General features: G+C 63.7%; 9 protein-coding genes and 1 pseudogene. 5 read left to right on the top strand and 5 right to left on the bottom strand.

The features are described 5' to 3' along the window. Positions 1–480: 480 nt before the first annotated feature. Complete coding sequence (locus ABZX92_RS41585; RefSeq protein WP_355570982.1) at positions 481–2,796, bottom strand: BTAD domain-containing putative transcriptional regulator; 2,316 nt, start codon at positions 2,794–2,796, stop codon at positions 481–483. A 1,173-nt stretch (positions 2,797–3,969) separates the two neighbouring features. Here ABZX92_RS41585 and ABZX92_RS41580 point away from each other — a divergent pair. Continuing rightward, positions 3,970–4,065, top strand: a pseudogene (locus ABZX92_RS41580) (hypothetical protein); the annotation flags it as partial. On the opposite strand, the gene ABZX92_RS41575 reads toward ABZX92_RS41580, so the two are convergent. Then, positions 4,053–4,226 (bottom strand): hypothetical protein, encoded by a 174-nt coding sequence (locus ABZX92_RS41575; protein WP_355570983.1) that lies wholly within the window; start codon positions 4,224–4,226, stop codon positions 4,053–4,055. The pseudogene ABZX92_RS41580 and the gene ABZX92_RS41575 overlap by 13 nt on opposite strands. 113 nt (positions 4,227–4,339) lie before the next feature. Between ABZX92_RS41575 and ABZX92_RS41570 the strand changes: the two genes are divergently transcribed. Further along, positions 4,340–5,473 (top strand): transposase, encoded by a 1,134-nt coding sequence (locus ABZX92_RS41570; RefSeq protein ID WP_355570981.1) that lies wholly within the window; start codon positions 4,340–4,342, stop codon positions 5,471–5,473. A 300-nt stretch (positions 5,474–5,773) separates the two neighbouring features. Here the strand turns inward: ABZX92_RS41570 and ABZX92_RS41565 are convergent, their stop codons facing one another. After that, positions 5,774–7,231: a GH1 family beta-glucosidase gene (locus ABZX92_RS41565; protein WP_355570980.1), complete on the bottom strand. Its 1,458-nt coding sequence runs from the start codon at positions 7,229–7,231 to the stop codon at positions 5,774–5,776. 1,328 nt (positions 7,232–8,559) lie between these two features. Then, positions 8,560–9,459, bottom strand: coding sequence for a LysR family transcriptional regulator (locus ABZX92_RS41560; RefSeq protein ID WP_355570979.1), 900 nt, complete (start codon positions 9,457–9,459; stop codon positions 8,560–8,562). Between the two features lie 727 nt (positions 9,460–10,186). On the opposite strand from ABZX92_RS41560, the gene ABZX92_RS41555 reads away from it, so the two are divergent. Next, positions 10,187–10,870 (top strand): YbhB/YbcL family Raf kinase inhibitor-like protein, encoded by a 684-nt coding sequence (locus ABZX92_RS41555; protein ID WP_355570978.1) that lies wholly within the window; start codon positions 10,187–10,189, stop codon positions 10,868–10,870. A gap of 20 nt (positions 10,871–10,890) precedes the next feature. Next, a complete protein-coding gene (locus ABZX92_RS41550) occupies positions 10,891–11,520 on the top strand; it encodes an alpha/beta family hydrolase (protein WP_355570977.1) in 630 nt (209 codons plus the stop codon). Between the two features lie 1,666 nt (positions 11,521–13,186). Here ABZX92_RS41550 and ABZX92_RS41545 read toward each other — a convergent pair. Next, the gene (locus ABZX92_RS41545; RefSeq protein ID WP_355570976.1) at positions 13,187–13,333 is read right to left on the bottom strand and encodes a hypothetical protein; all 147 of its coding nucleotides are present in this window, start codon (positions 13,331–13,333) and stop codon (positions 13,187–13,189) included. Here ABZX92_RS41545 and ABZX92_RS41540 point away from each other — a divergent pair. After that, positions 13,319–13,915 carry a transposase family protein gene (locus ABZX92_RS41540; RefSeq protein WP_355570975.1) on the top strand — a complete coding sequence of 199 codons (597 nt, stop codon included), beginning with the start codon at positions 13,319–13,321 and terminating at the stop codon, positions 13,913–13,915. The two genes, ABZX92_RS41545 and ABZX92_RS41540, sit on opposite strands and share 15 nt — an antisense overlap. Positions 13,916–14,623 lie beyond the last annotated feature (708 nt).

The raw sequence follows: 14,623 nt of genomic DNA, 5'->3' as shown, positions 1-14,623 counted from the left end.
CCTCTCCCGCACTGCTGGCGGCGGCCGGGGCGTGCCCCGCGGGCCGCCGGGCACGCACAGGAGAATCCCTGAACTCTGTCTGGACGATGTCGGGGATGGGGCGTTCAGACAGGGCGCCTCGGAACAGGTTGCCCATCTCGCTGCCGAGCGGCAACGCTTGCGCTACGTCATTGCCCGTTCTCCCAATCGAACTGCCCGCCCATCCCTGTCTGTGATGGATCAGTGGTGTGGTTCTCCTTGGCAGGGCTGGGTTTCCTAAGACTTGCTCAACTGGTGGACACGAATTGCCTTGCCCTCCGGCTTGTCAGGGCATCTGGGGAATCAAGTGCAGGTAGGCAGGTTCGCTGGTGCATAGCGTTCCGCCGCCGGTTTGCGTCCCCGGCGACGATCCTCCTCGTGGATCGCGAACACTGCCGGCCCTGAACAACACAGGTGTTGCATCGATCCCTAGAACCACCGTGCAGTGAGGTTGCACTAACGTCACTGCACGATCCCGCGCGCGTCCGTGTTCTTGTCCGCGCGCTGACCCGCGCTCCCGTTGGAGTCCAGACCGCGTTCATGCGCCAGCATCTCCCTCATCTCCGCGGCCAATGCGGTGTCACGGGTGCGGGCGAGCACGTACAACGCGGTGTCGCTGGTGGGGCGGCCGAGCCGGAAGTTCAACCGGGCCAGTGTGGTCGTGAAGAGTTCGCGGTCCTCGTCTTCCAACGCGTCGCCTGTGAGAAGTTTCGTGAGCAGGTCGGCGAGCAGTTCCGGCGCGGTGGTGAGCAGGCTCGCCGTGGTGTCCTTGAGCCACTCGATCATCACCGGATCGACCGTCGCCGTAGTGGCGACGAGCTGACGGGCGATCTTCTCCGGCTGTTCGCCGCCGCGATACATGGCCCGTGTGGCCTCGCGGTGCAGGGCGTCGCGCACGGCCAGCGGCATCGAGTCGCAGAGTCCTTGTCGGACGACGGGGTGTTGGAAGGCGAGTTCGGTGCCTGTGCTCACGAGCAATCCGCTGGCCATGGCTTCCTCGATCGCCACCACTAGATCGCCTGCGGGCCTGCCGGTCATCAGCGTGGCGTCTCGGACGGAGAACTCCGGTCCGAGCAGTGCCGCCTGCCGCAACATTTCAACCGTGTTGGACGAGAGCGCGCCAAGCCGACGTTTGATCGCGGCGCATAGAGGTTGCGGCATCCGGACAGGCGCCGTGCCGATGAGTTCGGCGGTTGCGTCCTGCACGCCGATCGCGTTTTCGCGGAGCAGTTCCTCGACGAACTCCTTGAGATAGTATGGGTTTCCACCGCAGAGTGTGATCACTTTGCGCAGCTTTGGGCCGGTTCGGGCGGCGCCGGTCAGGTCGTTGATCAGTTCTGCTGCCGTCTCGTCGGGGAGCGGACCGAGGCGGATCATCTCACCGCGGCCGCGAGTCATCGCACGGCGCAGCCGCGTGGACTGCTGGTCGTCCGGCAGTGCGGTGGCCGCGCAGACCAGCAGCAACGGCAGGTGGCTGGCGAGCCGGATGAGCTGGTGCAGCACCAACGCGCTCCCCTCGTCCGCCCAGTGCACGTCGTCGGCTACCAGCACCAGCGGCGTGTCCAGGCTCAGCTGGCTCACGAGATCCACGATCCGGTTGGTCGCGTAGGGCACTGGATCTTCCCCGTCGCCCGTGGCCGCTTGGATGCTGTCGAGCCGGCGCGCGAGCGCCGCGCTGCGCGTGTCCGATGCCGTCGATCCGACGCCGAGACACCGGAGCACCAGCCGGAACGCGAAGCGGCGCCCCAGCACGTCGCCTGCAGCCGACATCACCTTCACGCCGGGCGCCTCGGATAGCGCCTCGCGCAGCAATGCGGTCTTGCCGATGCCTGGTTCTCCGGACAGCCAAACACATCCACCTTGGCCGGCCTCCACGCGTGCCACCGCGTCGCGCAGCCGCTGGAGCTCAGCGTCTCGTCCGGTGAACCGCAAGGCCCTGCGCGTCGCACGGGGGATGCAGGCCGTTCGATCGTCCTCAGTGGAGAGCCGCTCGTACTGGCTCACGAGATTGGGGCCGGGGTCGAGGCCGAGCTGCTCGATCGTGTAGCGACTGGCCTCCTCGTACGCTTCGCGCGCCTCAGCGCGCCGGCCCGTGCGGTGAAGTGCAGTGATGTGGAGGATTCTGATGTCCTCCCTCATGGGGTGCTGGCGCACCAGATTGCCGAGTTCCACCACCACCTCGGCAGCCCGGCCCGCTTCGAGCAGCACCTCGGCACGCTTCTGCCTCGCGGTCAGTCGCAGATCCAGCAACTGACGACGGTACGAGTCGGCAAAGGGGCCGGACACCCCCTGCAGCGGGTCACCTTGCCACAGTGAGAGGGCGAAGTTCAGAGCCTCGATCGCGGCGCTCGGTGCCGCGCCGTGAGCCGCCGTCAGATGCCGCTCGAACTGGTGTACGTCAACGTGATCAGGTTCGATCCGAAGTGCGTATCCGGAGCCCGCAGACGTGAGCACCGTCGGATCGGATCGGCTGGTGCGGCCGGGTTCCAGCGCCCGGCGCAACGACGAGACGTAGGTGTAGATAGCACTGTCCACACTGGGCGGTGCCTGGTCACCCCAGAGTCCATCGACCAGCTCGTCGCGAGACACGACCTGGTCGGCGCGTGCTGCCAGCAGGGAGAGCATTGCGCGCATCCTGGGGCGGCCGAGGTCTACGGGGTCGTTGCCCCGGAACGCGGCCACTGGTCCAAGCAGTGTGATCGACAGTCCAGTCACGCGGTCCCACCTCGAGAAGCTGGTTCCTGTGTTCATTTTCTGGCGTCCGATCGTTTCGAACAAACAGAATCGAAATATTTAATATTTCGATACGGAGACGCTCCCGCGAAGCTCGCCTTGGCTGGTGACGGTATACGTTCGAGCGTGTTCACTCCGTAATCGAGGTCTTTCTGGCCCGAATGACTGGCCGATGGTGTTGAGCGACGTGATCCAGATGTCTCTACTGTCTGATGGTTCCTCGAACGGCGGTGGTCACAGGCGTGCCACCTAGTAGATGTCGACGGCGCGTGCACATGCGCGCGACCCGCGATAGATTCGAGCCAGCGGACAATGGATGCATCTGCCAACGCAGTACGTGTTTATTGCGGTGATATCCGTGGAGGCACGGCAAATGAAGCCTGCGCATAGCCTCTCCTGGGTGTCAGGTCGCGGGAAACCCGCATGAAACGTGAGGGCTAGAGCATGACTCGTGATTCTCTGTGCGTCCAACAACTAGTTAGTCTGATCGTGATAAGTTCGGTGCATGGCAGTCGGTCTGCGCCGGGCGTGAGCAGCAGGACCGCCGCTTCCTCCTGCTCACCAGGGCGGTGCAGCCGAGCCAGCCGGTCGAGCAGAGGGACGCGCTCGCGTTCGTCGCGCCGATCCTCGATCCCTTCGACCCGCAGATGTGATGTTGTGCGATCACTGGCTGCCTGACCTGTCGCAACTCGCAGCCGAGCACGGCGCGAAGAGTCCATCCGCACAGCTGTTCAAGGTGTGCGAGTTGAAGGGCGAGAACGAGGTCGAGCCGGCACGACGTGCGCCGCTACCCTGCGGTGCAGCAGACCCTGGCGAACCGGCGGGCGCCGTGCTCACGGCGGCGGACTACTACCGCTAGGTCGGCTGCACGTGAAACCCGCACACGCGTTCTGAAACGCCGCTGTGCTGCTCGGACGAACAACACGGCAGAACAAGGCTGTTGCGGCGTTTGAAGAAGGCGGCCGATCACCATCAGGAGTTCGACGCGACGCGGGCGCTGCGCCGAGCCAAGTCGCAGTTACGCGCTACGGGCCCGTGGCTGTGTCGGTATGAAGTGGGATCTGGCCCACTTTTGGTGATGGATCTGGCCACGGCATGGGCGAAGATCGGCCTCTGTGATCATGATGAGCGTGTGTTGATCAAGGGTTAGCGGTGCTGTTGCCGCACCTGACTGGAGTGCTGGTCGATCGGGTCGAGGTCGTCGGTGGGGCGGTGTGGATGTGGGCGTCGCCGCGAGCACGGACTGTGCCCTGCCCGAGGTGCGGTAGTCCGGCGACTCGTGTGCATAGCCGATACGAGCGTCACTTGGCCGACTCGCCGGTCGGTGGCCGGAAGTTGGTGCTCAGGCTGCGGGTGCGCCGGTGGTTCTGCGACGGCACCGCCTGTGCGGTCAGGACGTTTGCCGAGCAGGTCGACGGGTTGACGGTGCGACACGGGCGGCGGACACCGTTGTTGCGGACGATGCTGGAACGCATCGCGGTGGCGCTGGCCGGACGTGCCGGGTCACGGCTTGCTGGCTCGTTGTCCGCTCCGGCGAGCAGGGGCGACTCTGCTTCGGCTGGTCATGTCGTTGCCGGATCCCTCGGCCGTGACACCGAAGGTGTTGGGAGTAGACGACTTCGCGTTGCGACGCGGCCAGCACTACGGCACCGTTCTGGTCGACTGCGAGACCGGTGCGCCGCTGGAGTTGCTGCCCGGCCGCGACTCCCAGACGCTGGCGGACTGGTTAGCGGCGCATCCAGGGGTCGAGGTCGTGTGCCGGGACCGCTCCGGGGCATATGCGGAAGGTGTCCGGCTCGGAGCACCGGGTGCCACCCAGGTCGCTGACAGGTTCCATCTCTGGCAGAACATCGCCAAGGCCGTCGAACGGTGCGTCATACGCCACCGCGGCTGCTTGCGTGCCACTGAGCCAGGGGCTCCCGACTCGGACACGGCAAACCTGCAATCTCAACAGGAGGAGCCAGCAGGGAGGTTCGCTCAACGCGCTCGTCTGCACCACGCGAAAGTGCAAGAACTGCTCGATCAAGGACACAGCATCCGTGGCATCGCCCGAGGTCTGGGCTGTGGGCAGAAAACCGTGCAGCGCTACGCCCGCGCGGCCACCTGGCAGGACATAGTGGACGGCAAGTGGAAAGGCCCTCGCCCCAGCAAGCTCGACCCCTTCAAGCCGTATCTGCAGCGGCGATGGGAATCCGGCTGCACCAACGCCTTGCAGCTCCACAGGGAGATCATCGCGCTCGGATACCCCGGAGCTTACGGGCAGGTTCGCGCCTACTTCGAACAACGGCGCTTCACACCGGAACCCATCGCGCCGACACCGCCCACCGTCCGCCAGATCACCGGATGGCTGACCCGACACCCTGACACGCTGTCCGAAGACGACCGACCACGGTTGAAAGCCGTACTGGAGCAGTGCCCGGCACTGTGCGCCGCAGCGGGCCACGTCCGTGCCTTCGGTGACGTGGTCACCAAGCTGAAAGGCCAGCTCCTGCCAGAGTGGATCGCCGCCGTCCGAGCCGACGACTTACCGGGCCTGACGTCTTTCGCCAACGGCTTGCAGTCTGATCTCGACGCCGTCACCGCCGGCCTAACCACGACCTGGAACTCCGGCCCAGTCGAAGGCCGGGGCAACCACATCAAGATGATCAAACGACAGATGTTCGGTCGAGTCAGCCTTGCGCTGCTGCGCAAACGAGTTCTCCTCACCGCAGTCCGCCACTAACACCGGTCCCAGCCCGCACAATCACCAAAAGTGAGCCAGATCCCACTTCACGCGGACAAAAGCCAGGCCCGGCGCTACCACCAGGGTTGACGTCGTGCAGACGGTGTCCCATTGAGCTGTGTTGCCCACAAGTTGAAAAGGTGGTTGCAGGCTTGGTTGCCAACAGCAGTTCGACCCGCGAGATCGCGGCGGATCTGTGATTGTCCGCTGCACCGTGCATGACCACGTCATACGAGTGCTTGCCGAACTCGGCATGAAGTCGCGAGCCGAGTCTCGTGCCGACCGAACCGCGCTGACCGGTCAGTCGTCGTCGCGGCTGTCGACCAGGGTGGTGGTTCCCCACGGGTCTGCGGTGGTTGGACGGCGTCCTCGCCGTTGCGGCCCCAGCGCTGCAACCGCGTTGGCTCGCACCACGTCAGCGTAGAACAGCGCACTATCTTTGACCACGCGCTTCTGGGTCTCGAAGTCGACATGGATGATCCCGAATCGCTGCGAGTACCCCTTGGACCACTCGAAGTTGTCCATTAGCGCCCATGCAAGGTAGCCGCGCACGTCCGCGCCTGCAGTGATCGCGTGGTGCACGGCATTGATGTGCTCGTGGAAGTAAGTAGTGCGCTCTTCGTCGTGCACATGGCCGTCCGGGGTGACCTCGTCGAGGAACGAGGCGCCATTCTCCGCGACCACGAGCGGGAAGGGGCAGCGTTCGCCCAGCCACACCAGCAGATCCGTGAGGGAACCCGGCCTCTGCTCCCAGCCAAACGAGGTGGTCGGTTCGTGGTGAGGGAGTGGCCGCACGTTACGCAGCCCGGGAAGCCAGTGCTCGACCTTCGTGTCCGGGGTCGATGGCGCGATGCGGGTCGGGGCGTAGTAGTTGACCCCGAGCCAGTCGATCGGTGCCGCGATCGTGGCTAGATCATCGTCTAACACATGTTGGGTGAACCGGCCGAGATGTGCCATGTCCGCAACAACATCGGCGGGGTATCCCTTGCCCAGCACCGGGTCTAGGAAGAACCTGTTGTGCAGTCCGTCGAACTTGCGCCCCGCGTCGAGGTAGGCGTCGTCGTCGATGTCCACGAGTACCGGTGAGAAGTTCTGCACCAATGAGAACCGGTGTCCCGGCCTGGTCTGGGCGCGCATCCCGAGTGTCGCCAGCCCATGTGCGAGCAGCAGGTGGTGACCCGCGACGAGCGAGCCCAGCGGATCCGTCACACCGGGTGCGTGCACTCCTACGCCGTAACCGAGAAACGCTGCGCAGAACGGCTCGTTCAACGTCGTCCACTCATCGACACGGTCACCGAGAGCGTTATGGACAGCGAGGGCGTACTCGGCGAAGCGGAACGCGGTGTCGCGGACGAGCCAGCCGCCCTCGTCCTCCAGCGTCTGCGGCAGGTCCCAGTGGTACAAGGTCAGTACGGGCTTGATGCCGTGGGTGAGCAGCTCGTCAGCCAGCCGGTCGTAGAAGTCCAGCCCTCGGCAGTTGAGCGTCCGCCCGTCCGGCATGACCCTCGGCCAGGCGACGGAGAACCGATAGGCGGGCAGGCCTAGCTCTGCGACGAGTGCCACGTCCTTCTCGAAGCGGTGCACATGGTCGCACGCCATGTCGCCGGTATGCCCGCCGAGCACCTTGCCGGGTGTGTGAGAGAAGGTATCCCAAATGGACGGTCCGCGCCCGTCCTCGCGTGCCGCTCCCTCGATCTGGTACGCGGCGGTCGCCGTACCCCACAGGAAGTCCGCAGGGAATACGAGCTCGTCTGTCATACCCCACCCTCACCCGTTGACTGTGGCCTCGTGTGACTTCGTGATGATGCATCTGGTGCACAAGGTAAGGCGATGATCACCGGTAGCTCCGCAATGATGGCATCAGGTGGAACGGGCGAATAGTCCGCGAAGTACCCGCTGGCCAAACGGGACGGGGAAGTCTGCACGCTTGGCATTTCATCCGAGTCGAAGACGATCAATGTCCAGACGAAGTGCCTGATGTTCTTGTTGACGGTGCCGCTGTTGCCGCGTCCGGTGAGACCGATAGCGACCGCGATCGTCAATACGGTTGCGCGTATGACGAAATGAATGCGCATGGTGCACTCACTCTTACCGCTGGAACGCGCCCGCGGTCGTGGTTCTGCGAGTGGACTCCCATCCAGTTGAGGTGGATGATCACTCATGGCTCGAGCGTTCCGTGCCAGTGGGGTGAGTGTGTGATTACGACCTGCGCCCAGGGTGCGGACCTGCCCGTTCAGCACCTTCATTAGGGGCGATCGGGCAAGTTGTGCGATGGGCGAGCACCTGTTCGCGGTAGATGCGAATGTGGATCTATGCAGTGGTGTCCGGACGTGCCGCGCGTACTCGCTTAGTACCTCGGCCGCCTGTTGCTCGCGGAGCTGTGTGGACGCGACACCCTTGCCAGAGCGGGGCCGTGAGGTGTTTCCGGAAAGCGGTGTTCGAGCTGGCTGGTTCCGCGAGGTGTTTGCGCTCGCCCGCGATCACGGCACCTTCCGCGCCACCGACAACCGCTGCTCGGCTGAGGTGATCTACGTGCCGGCCGAGCAGGCGCCGGACCTGGCCGATGTCCTGCGACAGTCCAAGACGGACGGCGCATCTCAAGGTCGTGCTGGACCGCACGCTGTCCGCCACCGACCGGCCGGGCGTGAAGACCAGCAGCCTGAGGAGCGATCGATGCCCCTTGCTCCGGTAAGCACCGCGAGCCGGCGGCAACGTCCACGCCGAATGCTCCCAAGACAGCGATATGACGTGGACACTCGTCGGGCACGGGGACCGTGGAAGCTGCCTGCGAGAGGGTCACGTCGTAGCAGAGTGTCGTAGTCACGATAGGACGCCAGCTCGTTCACAGTGTCCGGTGACAAGGTCGATCCTGGCTTCGGAGCGGCAAGTCGCCCGGACACTACTTCCTCATCGCCCATGTCGGCGACCACGAGTGCCACGGTGGCTTTGGTGAACTACTGAGACGGCACAAGGCAAGCAGCGTCGTGTTCAGAACGTGATGCTGCGGACTTCGGTGTCCACTTCAGACCGTTGCTGAGACCTCGATGTCCTCCGTCCCGCTCGCGGCTCGTGGCAAGAAGCACGAACTACTTCAGAAGGTGTTGGGGAGCGATCATGGCTTGATCGGCGATGGCGCTCACGAACGCGGCAGTAACGGGATCCGGGTGAACTCTCGTGTAGACACAGAGCTCACGGTTGACTGGTGGGTCGGGGCGGACGACGAGCCCGTCGAACCCTGGGGGAATGATGTTGCTGGGCACCAAAGTTATGCCCAGCCCAGCGCGAGCCAGGTTGACGGCAGACGGTCCTTGCTCGGTGCGCAGCGAGATCTTCGGCTGGAAGCCGGCGAGCGTGCATGCACGGTCGAGCATGTTCGACAGGCCGCTGTGCGGTGTGAAATGGACGAAGACACGGTCGGCAAGATCCGCGACTGGTACCTGTGCCACGCCCGCCAGCGGATCATCGCCCGCCGGGCCGACGATGACGAACTCCTCTTTGCCGATCGGCAGTACCGGCCCGTCCCACTCGAGCGGGACCGGTCCCACCGCGAGATCCGCCAACCCGGCGTCCATAGCCGCGATGAGGTCGTTGGTGTGACGGAACTCGAGAAGGTGGACCCACACATCAGGGTGATCACGGCGCAGGGCCGCAAGTGCCGACGGCAGGATGCCTACACTGATTGAGAACAACGTGCCGATGTGCAGTTCGCCCGCGACGACCCCTGACGCGCGTTGAGCGGTGCTGCTCACCCGCGCGGCGTGAGCAAGGCTCGCTCTCGCATGCGGTAGCACCATCCGCCCAGCCGGTGTCAATCGAACCTTGCGGGGCAGCCGTTCGAGCAGTGGTCCGCCGAGGGTCCTCTCCAAGGCGAGGATCTGGTGGGACAGCCCCGGCTGGCTGACGTGCAGGACTTCGGCGGCGCGGGTGAAAGAACCTTCGTCGAGGACGGTGACGAAGTACTCGAGCTGGCGCAAAGTGACAGTCATGCACCGAACTTATCAGGATCAGACCAACTAGTTGTTGGACACGCGGAGAATCGCAAGGCATGCTCTAACCCGTCACCTTCCGTGCGGGGTTCCCGTGACCTGAGCAACCATTAGATTCTATGTGGAGGCCTATTTTGCTTGGCCTGTGCTGATATCGGGGATGTCGTGTCTGCAGATGTATCCATTGTCCGCCGGAGCTCGAAGAAATTGTGGATCGTTCGAATGTCCACTCGCCGCCGATATTCGAGAGCGGTTTCGGTTGGCGGCAGGGTGCTGAGGTGACGTCTACAAGTTTCAGATAAGTCGGCGGTGTGCGAAATTGGGTGAGCGTCAGTATTGCTCGTACGATGTTGCCGATTCTGCCCGGGCCGGCAGCGATCGCCGGCGTCCTGTAAGGAGCGCGGGGCCTGTGCTCCCGAAGGCAGCGCTGGCGTGCAGCAGGGCGTCGTGGACGTGGGTGTTCTCGTCAAGCGTCCTGCGGTCGGCGGGCTGCTTGACCAGGATGAACACGTTGGCGGCGAGGATATCGCCGTGACCGCGCGGTCAGGTCGTGTGTTGAGCCGGATTCGAGGTCGAAGACCCGCGTCGCGGGTCTCGCGGAACCAGTGCAGCCTGCGTGCTGATTGCTGGAAACGCCTCAACGTCTTGATCTGGCGGGGTGGTGCGTCCGGGCCGCTTCGCGCAGTTCCGACTAATTCCTCGACATACTCACTGAATTGGAGCTGAAATGAAAATTTACCGGTCTGCGCTGATCGCCAGTGCTGGATTTGCGATGGTTGTACTTGCCGCCTGTGGTACGGACGCCTCGAATAGTGGAAAAAATACCTCCACGGTTGCGACGGAAACAGCTGCTATGCAAGCTTCGAATTCGGCACAGCCAGCGAAGCTGAATCCTTATGCATATTTGCCGCAAGTTTCGACGTTCAGCCTTCAGAGTGAGACACTGAAGGATGGAAACCCTCTCCCGAAGGCCCAGATGTCAGGGATCTTCAAGGTTCCCGGTGGCACGGACACATCGCCACAGCTGTCGTGGTCGGGCTTCCCCAAGGAGACGAAGAGCTTCGTGGTGTCGATGTACGACCCGCAGGCGCCGACCGGCAGTGGCTTCTGGCACTGGGTGGTCGCGGACCTCCCGGCTTCGACCACGTCACTACCTGCCAACGCAGGTATACCGACTGGCGGTGGTTTGCCCGTCGGGGCGTTGCAACTCAAGGACGACGCAGGCGTTCCGCGCTATGTCGGCGGAGCCATTCCCGCAGGCTCGGGAACACACAACTTCTACTTTACGGTAACAGCGCTCGACGTGCCCAAGAGCGGTGTGGATGCGACTGCCACGCCGGCGTTGCTGGGCTTCACCATCGGTAGCCACACCATCGCTCGCGCCACGCTGGTTTGCCCGACAGTCGGCTAGGCATAACGGAGGTCCGTACCGTGCACAACATCGAGTACATTACGACATCCGTGGGCGAGGCCTGCGTCACTTGGCATCCAAGCCATAGCGAAGTGCGGGCCATCCTCACTCTAGGGCATGGCACGGCCACAGGCGTGGAGGCCGCCGATCTGCAAGCCTTGGCAAAAGCGTTGCCTGCCAGGGGGATCACGGTCGCACTCGTTGAACAACCGTACCGCGTCATGGGTGATCCACGTTTGTCGGGACCGAGGATTCTGGATACAGTGTGGCGAGATTTGTGGCCACAGCTTGAATCCGCGCAGCTACCGCTAGTCGCTGGTGGCCGTAGCGCGGGTTCGCAGGTGGCGTGTCGGACCGCACGTGATCTCGGCGCCCTAGCGGTGCTGGCGTTGTCCTATCCGCTCAACGGCCCAGGGCACGCCGCGGAGCTGCTCGGCACTGGGGTGCCGACGCTTGTTGTGCAGGGCGGAAATGATCCCTTCGGTCGCCCGGCACAGTTTCCTGCTCTGCCCAGCACCATGGAGCTGGTCGAGATCCCTCACGCTGACCACATGTTCAATGTACCGAACGATCGTGAATCAGCCCTCGAATTGCTGACTACCGCCGTCGGAAACTGGCTGGACCTGCGACTGAGTTCAGTCGCGGCATAGGTTTGTTGGTTGTCCTGTTTGGACGGTCAGGGTCGATGAGGTGTGGTTGTGGCCAGGCTACCTGGCGTGAGGTAAGGGGATCGCAGATGGTGTCGTTAAGTGGTGGGCTGAGGTAGTTGAGGCTGGAGCGCTTGCGGCGGGTGTTGTAGCGGCCCTATGTATTCGATGACTGCCTTGTGTGCCTTGCGGCCGGTGGAGAGCCGCACGGTGGTGAGGTGGCTGGAGGTGTACTCGCGGCTGCGGTCGGAGTGGAGAATCGGAATCCGCAGCCGGGATCGAGTTCGTACAGGTGCTGGCGCAGGCGGTTGATCAGCTCGGCGCGCACGATGACAAGGGTGGCGGCCGATGCCTGCGTACGGCCCTCCGTCGGCCGCAAAGGCCAGTGCTGGAACAATCACACAGTCACGTGAATGAAGGGACGCCTCAGCGACATGGTCTCGTGTCCCAGGGACGATCACCAATAGGGTCATCGATAGATATCACCAAATCGACTTGTCATAGCTCATCCGGTAGATCTTCGATCGGCTTCCCTGGCGGGAGTGCTGCGGCGAGGTCGTCGAGCTGGCCGGTAGCGGGAAAGTGGTGCAGCTTGCTAAGCATGATGTTGAACAGATTGCGCAGTGCGGCCGCGTGCCCGTCACCCGCGGCACGACGGGATCGCGCCGGATCGCTGCCAATGCCCACACGGACCCGTAGCGGCGATCCGATCGTTCTTGTCTCGGCTCCGGCGAAGGCTTTCAGTCCTCGGGCATCTGCAGTGCGAGTGTGGTCCGTGCCGATCTCGGCCAGTAAACGGCGCCGGGCGCGATGCCCATACCAGGAAAACTGGAGATCACCTCAGCGTCGCTGTGAGCGGGCAACGCGAGATCGATCTGTTCCTCTAACCAGGCCAGGGTCTGGCAGACCGCGTCGAATTGTCTGACCAGGCCATGTAGTTACGTGCCATGGCCCACTCAACAGGATCGGCTGGCGGATCTGGTCGCCACAGAGCGACTCGCGCAGCAGGAGGGCCCCGGCTCCGCGTTGGCGTCCGGCGTGCTTGATCGTGCCGGGTCGACGACGCATGGGCTGCCTGTCGTGCGCACACGGCAGGATTGTCCCGCAGGCAGCGGACTCCAGGCGGTGCCTGCCACCGCGCTCGAATGCCGCGATCGCCGCGGGAAGAACATCTTGAGCAGCGAACGGATCCGGTTCGTCAACTTGATCTCGCCCCAGATCGCGTCCTACTGTGTACGTGTCATGACCTGCAGCGCCTGGACCGCGACGCTGCCTGCTGGCAACAGCAGGTGCGCAGACTGTTTGGTCAGAACGATGGGCATCGAAGGCATCCGACTTCCGTTGTGAGCACCGATCACTGTCCCGATGCCGCGAAGGTTTCATTGAGGTGATCTCACCAACGGCGATTCCGGTGTTGAAAGCCTGATGGTGTTCGCGGGAACGCTCCGCCGTGTGCTTGCGACCGGCTGTGGGACCTGAGGGAAGAAGGACGGGGAACTTCTGATAGGGCTGGATTTGCTGAAGATCAAGTCCGGACCATGAAAGCTCCCCGTGATCACCTATCGTGCCGCACTCGATGTGCCCGCGAACTGGCCCAGTACCTGGGGCGCCTGCTCTGCGCCGACCGCCGTGAGCGCGGCACCCGCACGGGTACCAGGGCGCTGACCTGCTACTGGCACGCGGTGTTGCCCTGTGCTGGTTCCGGGAGAACCGCGATGTCGCCGCGCTGGCGCGCGATCACGGCGTTTCCCGCGTCACCGGCTACCGCTACCTCGACGAGGTCATCGACGAGGTCATCACCGTGCTCGCCGATCAAGCCCCGGACCTGCACGGAGCATTAGAGCGAGTCCAGCAGGAGGCTCTGGCTCACGTCATTCTCGACGGCAAGATCTTCTCCGCCGACCGTCTCGCCGAGAAGACCACCAGCGTGAAAGGCGAGCAGATCGACCGGTGGTACTCCGGCAAAGCGCACGAGCCCGGCGGCAACATCCAAGCGCTGCCGGCGCCGGATGGTTTCCCGTTGTGGGTCAGCGATGTCGAGCCCGGCCCGGCGCACGACCTGACGGCGGCCCGCGAACACGTCCTCGGTGCCCTGTACTGGGCCTACTCCCAGCTCGACCTGCCCACGCTGGCCGACAACGGCTACGACGGGGCGGGCATCGGGGTGTTCACGCCGGTCAAGCAGCCCGCCGACGGCCAGACCCTCGATGTGGACACCCGCACCAACACCCTGCTCCGCAGCCTGCACAGACTCGGCGAACGCGGCTTCGCCCTGCTCACGGCACGCTCACGCGCCCCGCGGCACTTCACCACCAGCCCCGCAAGATCGGCCACATCGTCAAAGCCACACACGCTCTCACCCATTTCGAACACGGCCGACTCACCTGAAACTCGTTGAGATCACGTCATTGCTGATTGCCCGCACCGGAAAAGCCCCGATGCGGGCAATCAGCATTCCTTTTCATCTCCCATCATCGTGCGCACGTGAAGCAGTGCGGCGACCATGGAAGCCTGATGGCCGCCCCATTAATCATAGTTGAACATCTCAAATTGTGGGCATTACGGCCCAGTGGCTGCCAGTTGCAGTCGTGCCGTAAGTTTTGACACTACCACCCTTACTGGGCCGAAAATATCCCGACCCGATCAAGAAGGTGTTCGACGAAGTGTTGTAGACGCCGCGAACATTGATGGGTTCAGGGGTGCTCCACGTGCCGAGGTTGACGAAGGTCCGGCAGGTTCCCGACTGGACGATCGGGGTGCCCCAACCTCCGCGCCAAGGGAACGTGACGTACGACGCGTAGTTGCCGTAGGAGCAGACCTGCAGTTGGCCCGGTCCCGCTGCCGCAGAGGCAGGCGCAGCCGTGGCCAGAAAGGCCGCCGTAGCCACCGTGGCGATGGCGGCGGAGGACGCTGCAACCCGCTTAGCACTCTTCATTGAAACCTTCAAGGAATCTTCTCCTCTCGTAAGTCACCAACGGGTCACGCATCACATTGGATACGCTTTCGTCAATGGTTTCTAAACTAGCGTATCCGGTCCGCATGAAACCCGAGATAAGAGCAAGCATCTTGTATCCCGGACGGTATCTGCACCACCCCGATCGGCGCC

It is taken from the genome of Lentzea sp. NPDC006480 (assembly GCF_040611995.1).
Lineage (GTDB): Bacteria > Actinomycetota > Actinomycetes > Mycobacteriales > Pseudonocardiaceae > Lentzea.
This window is presented reverse-complemented; position numbering and strand designations above follow the sequence as displayed.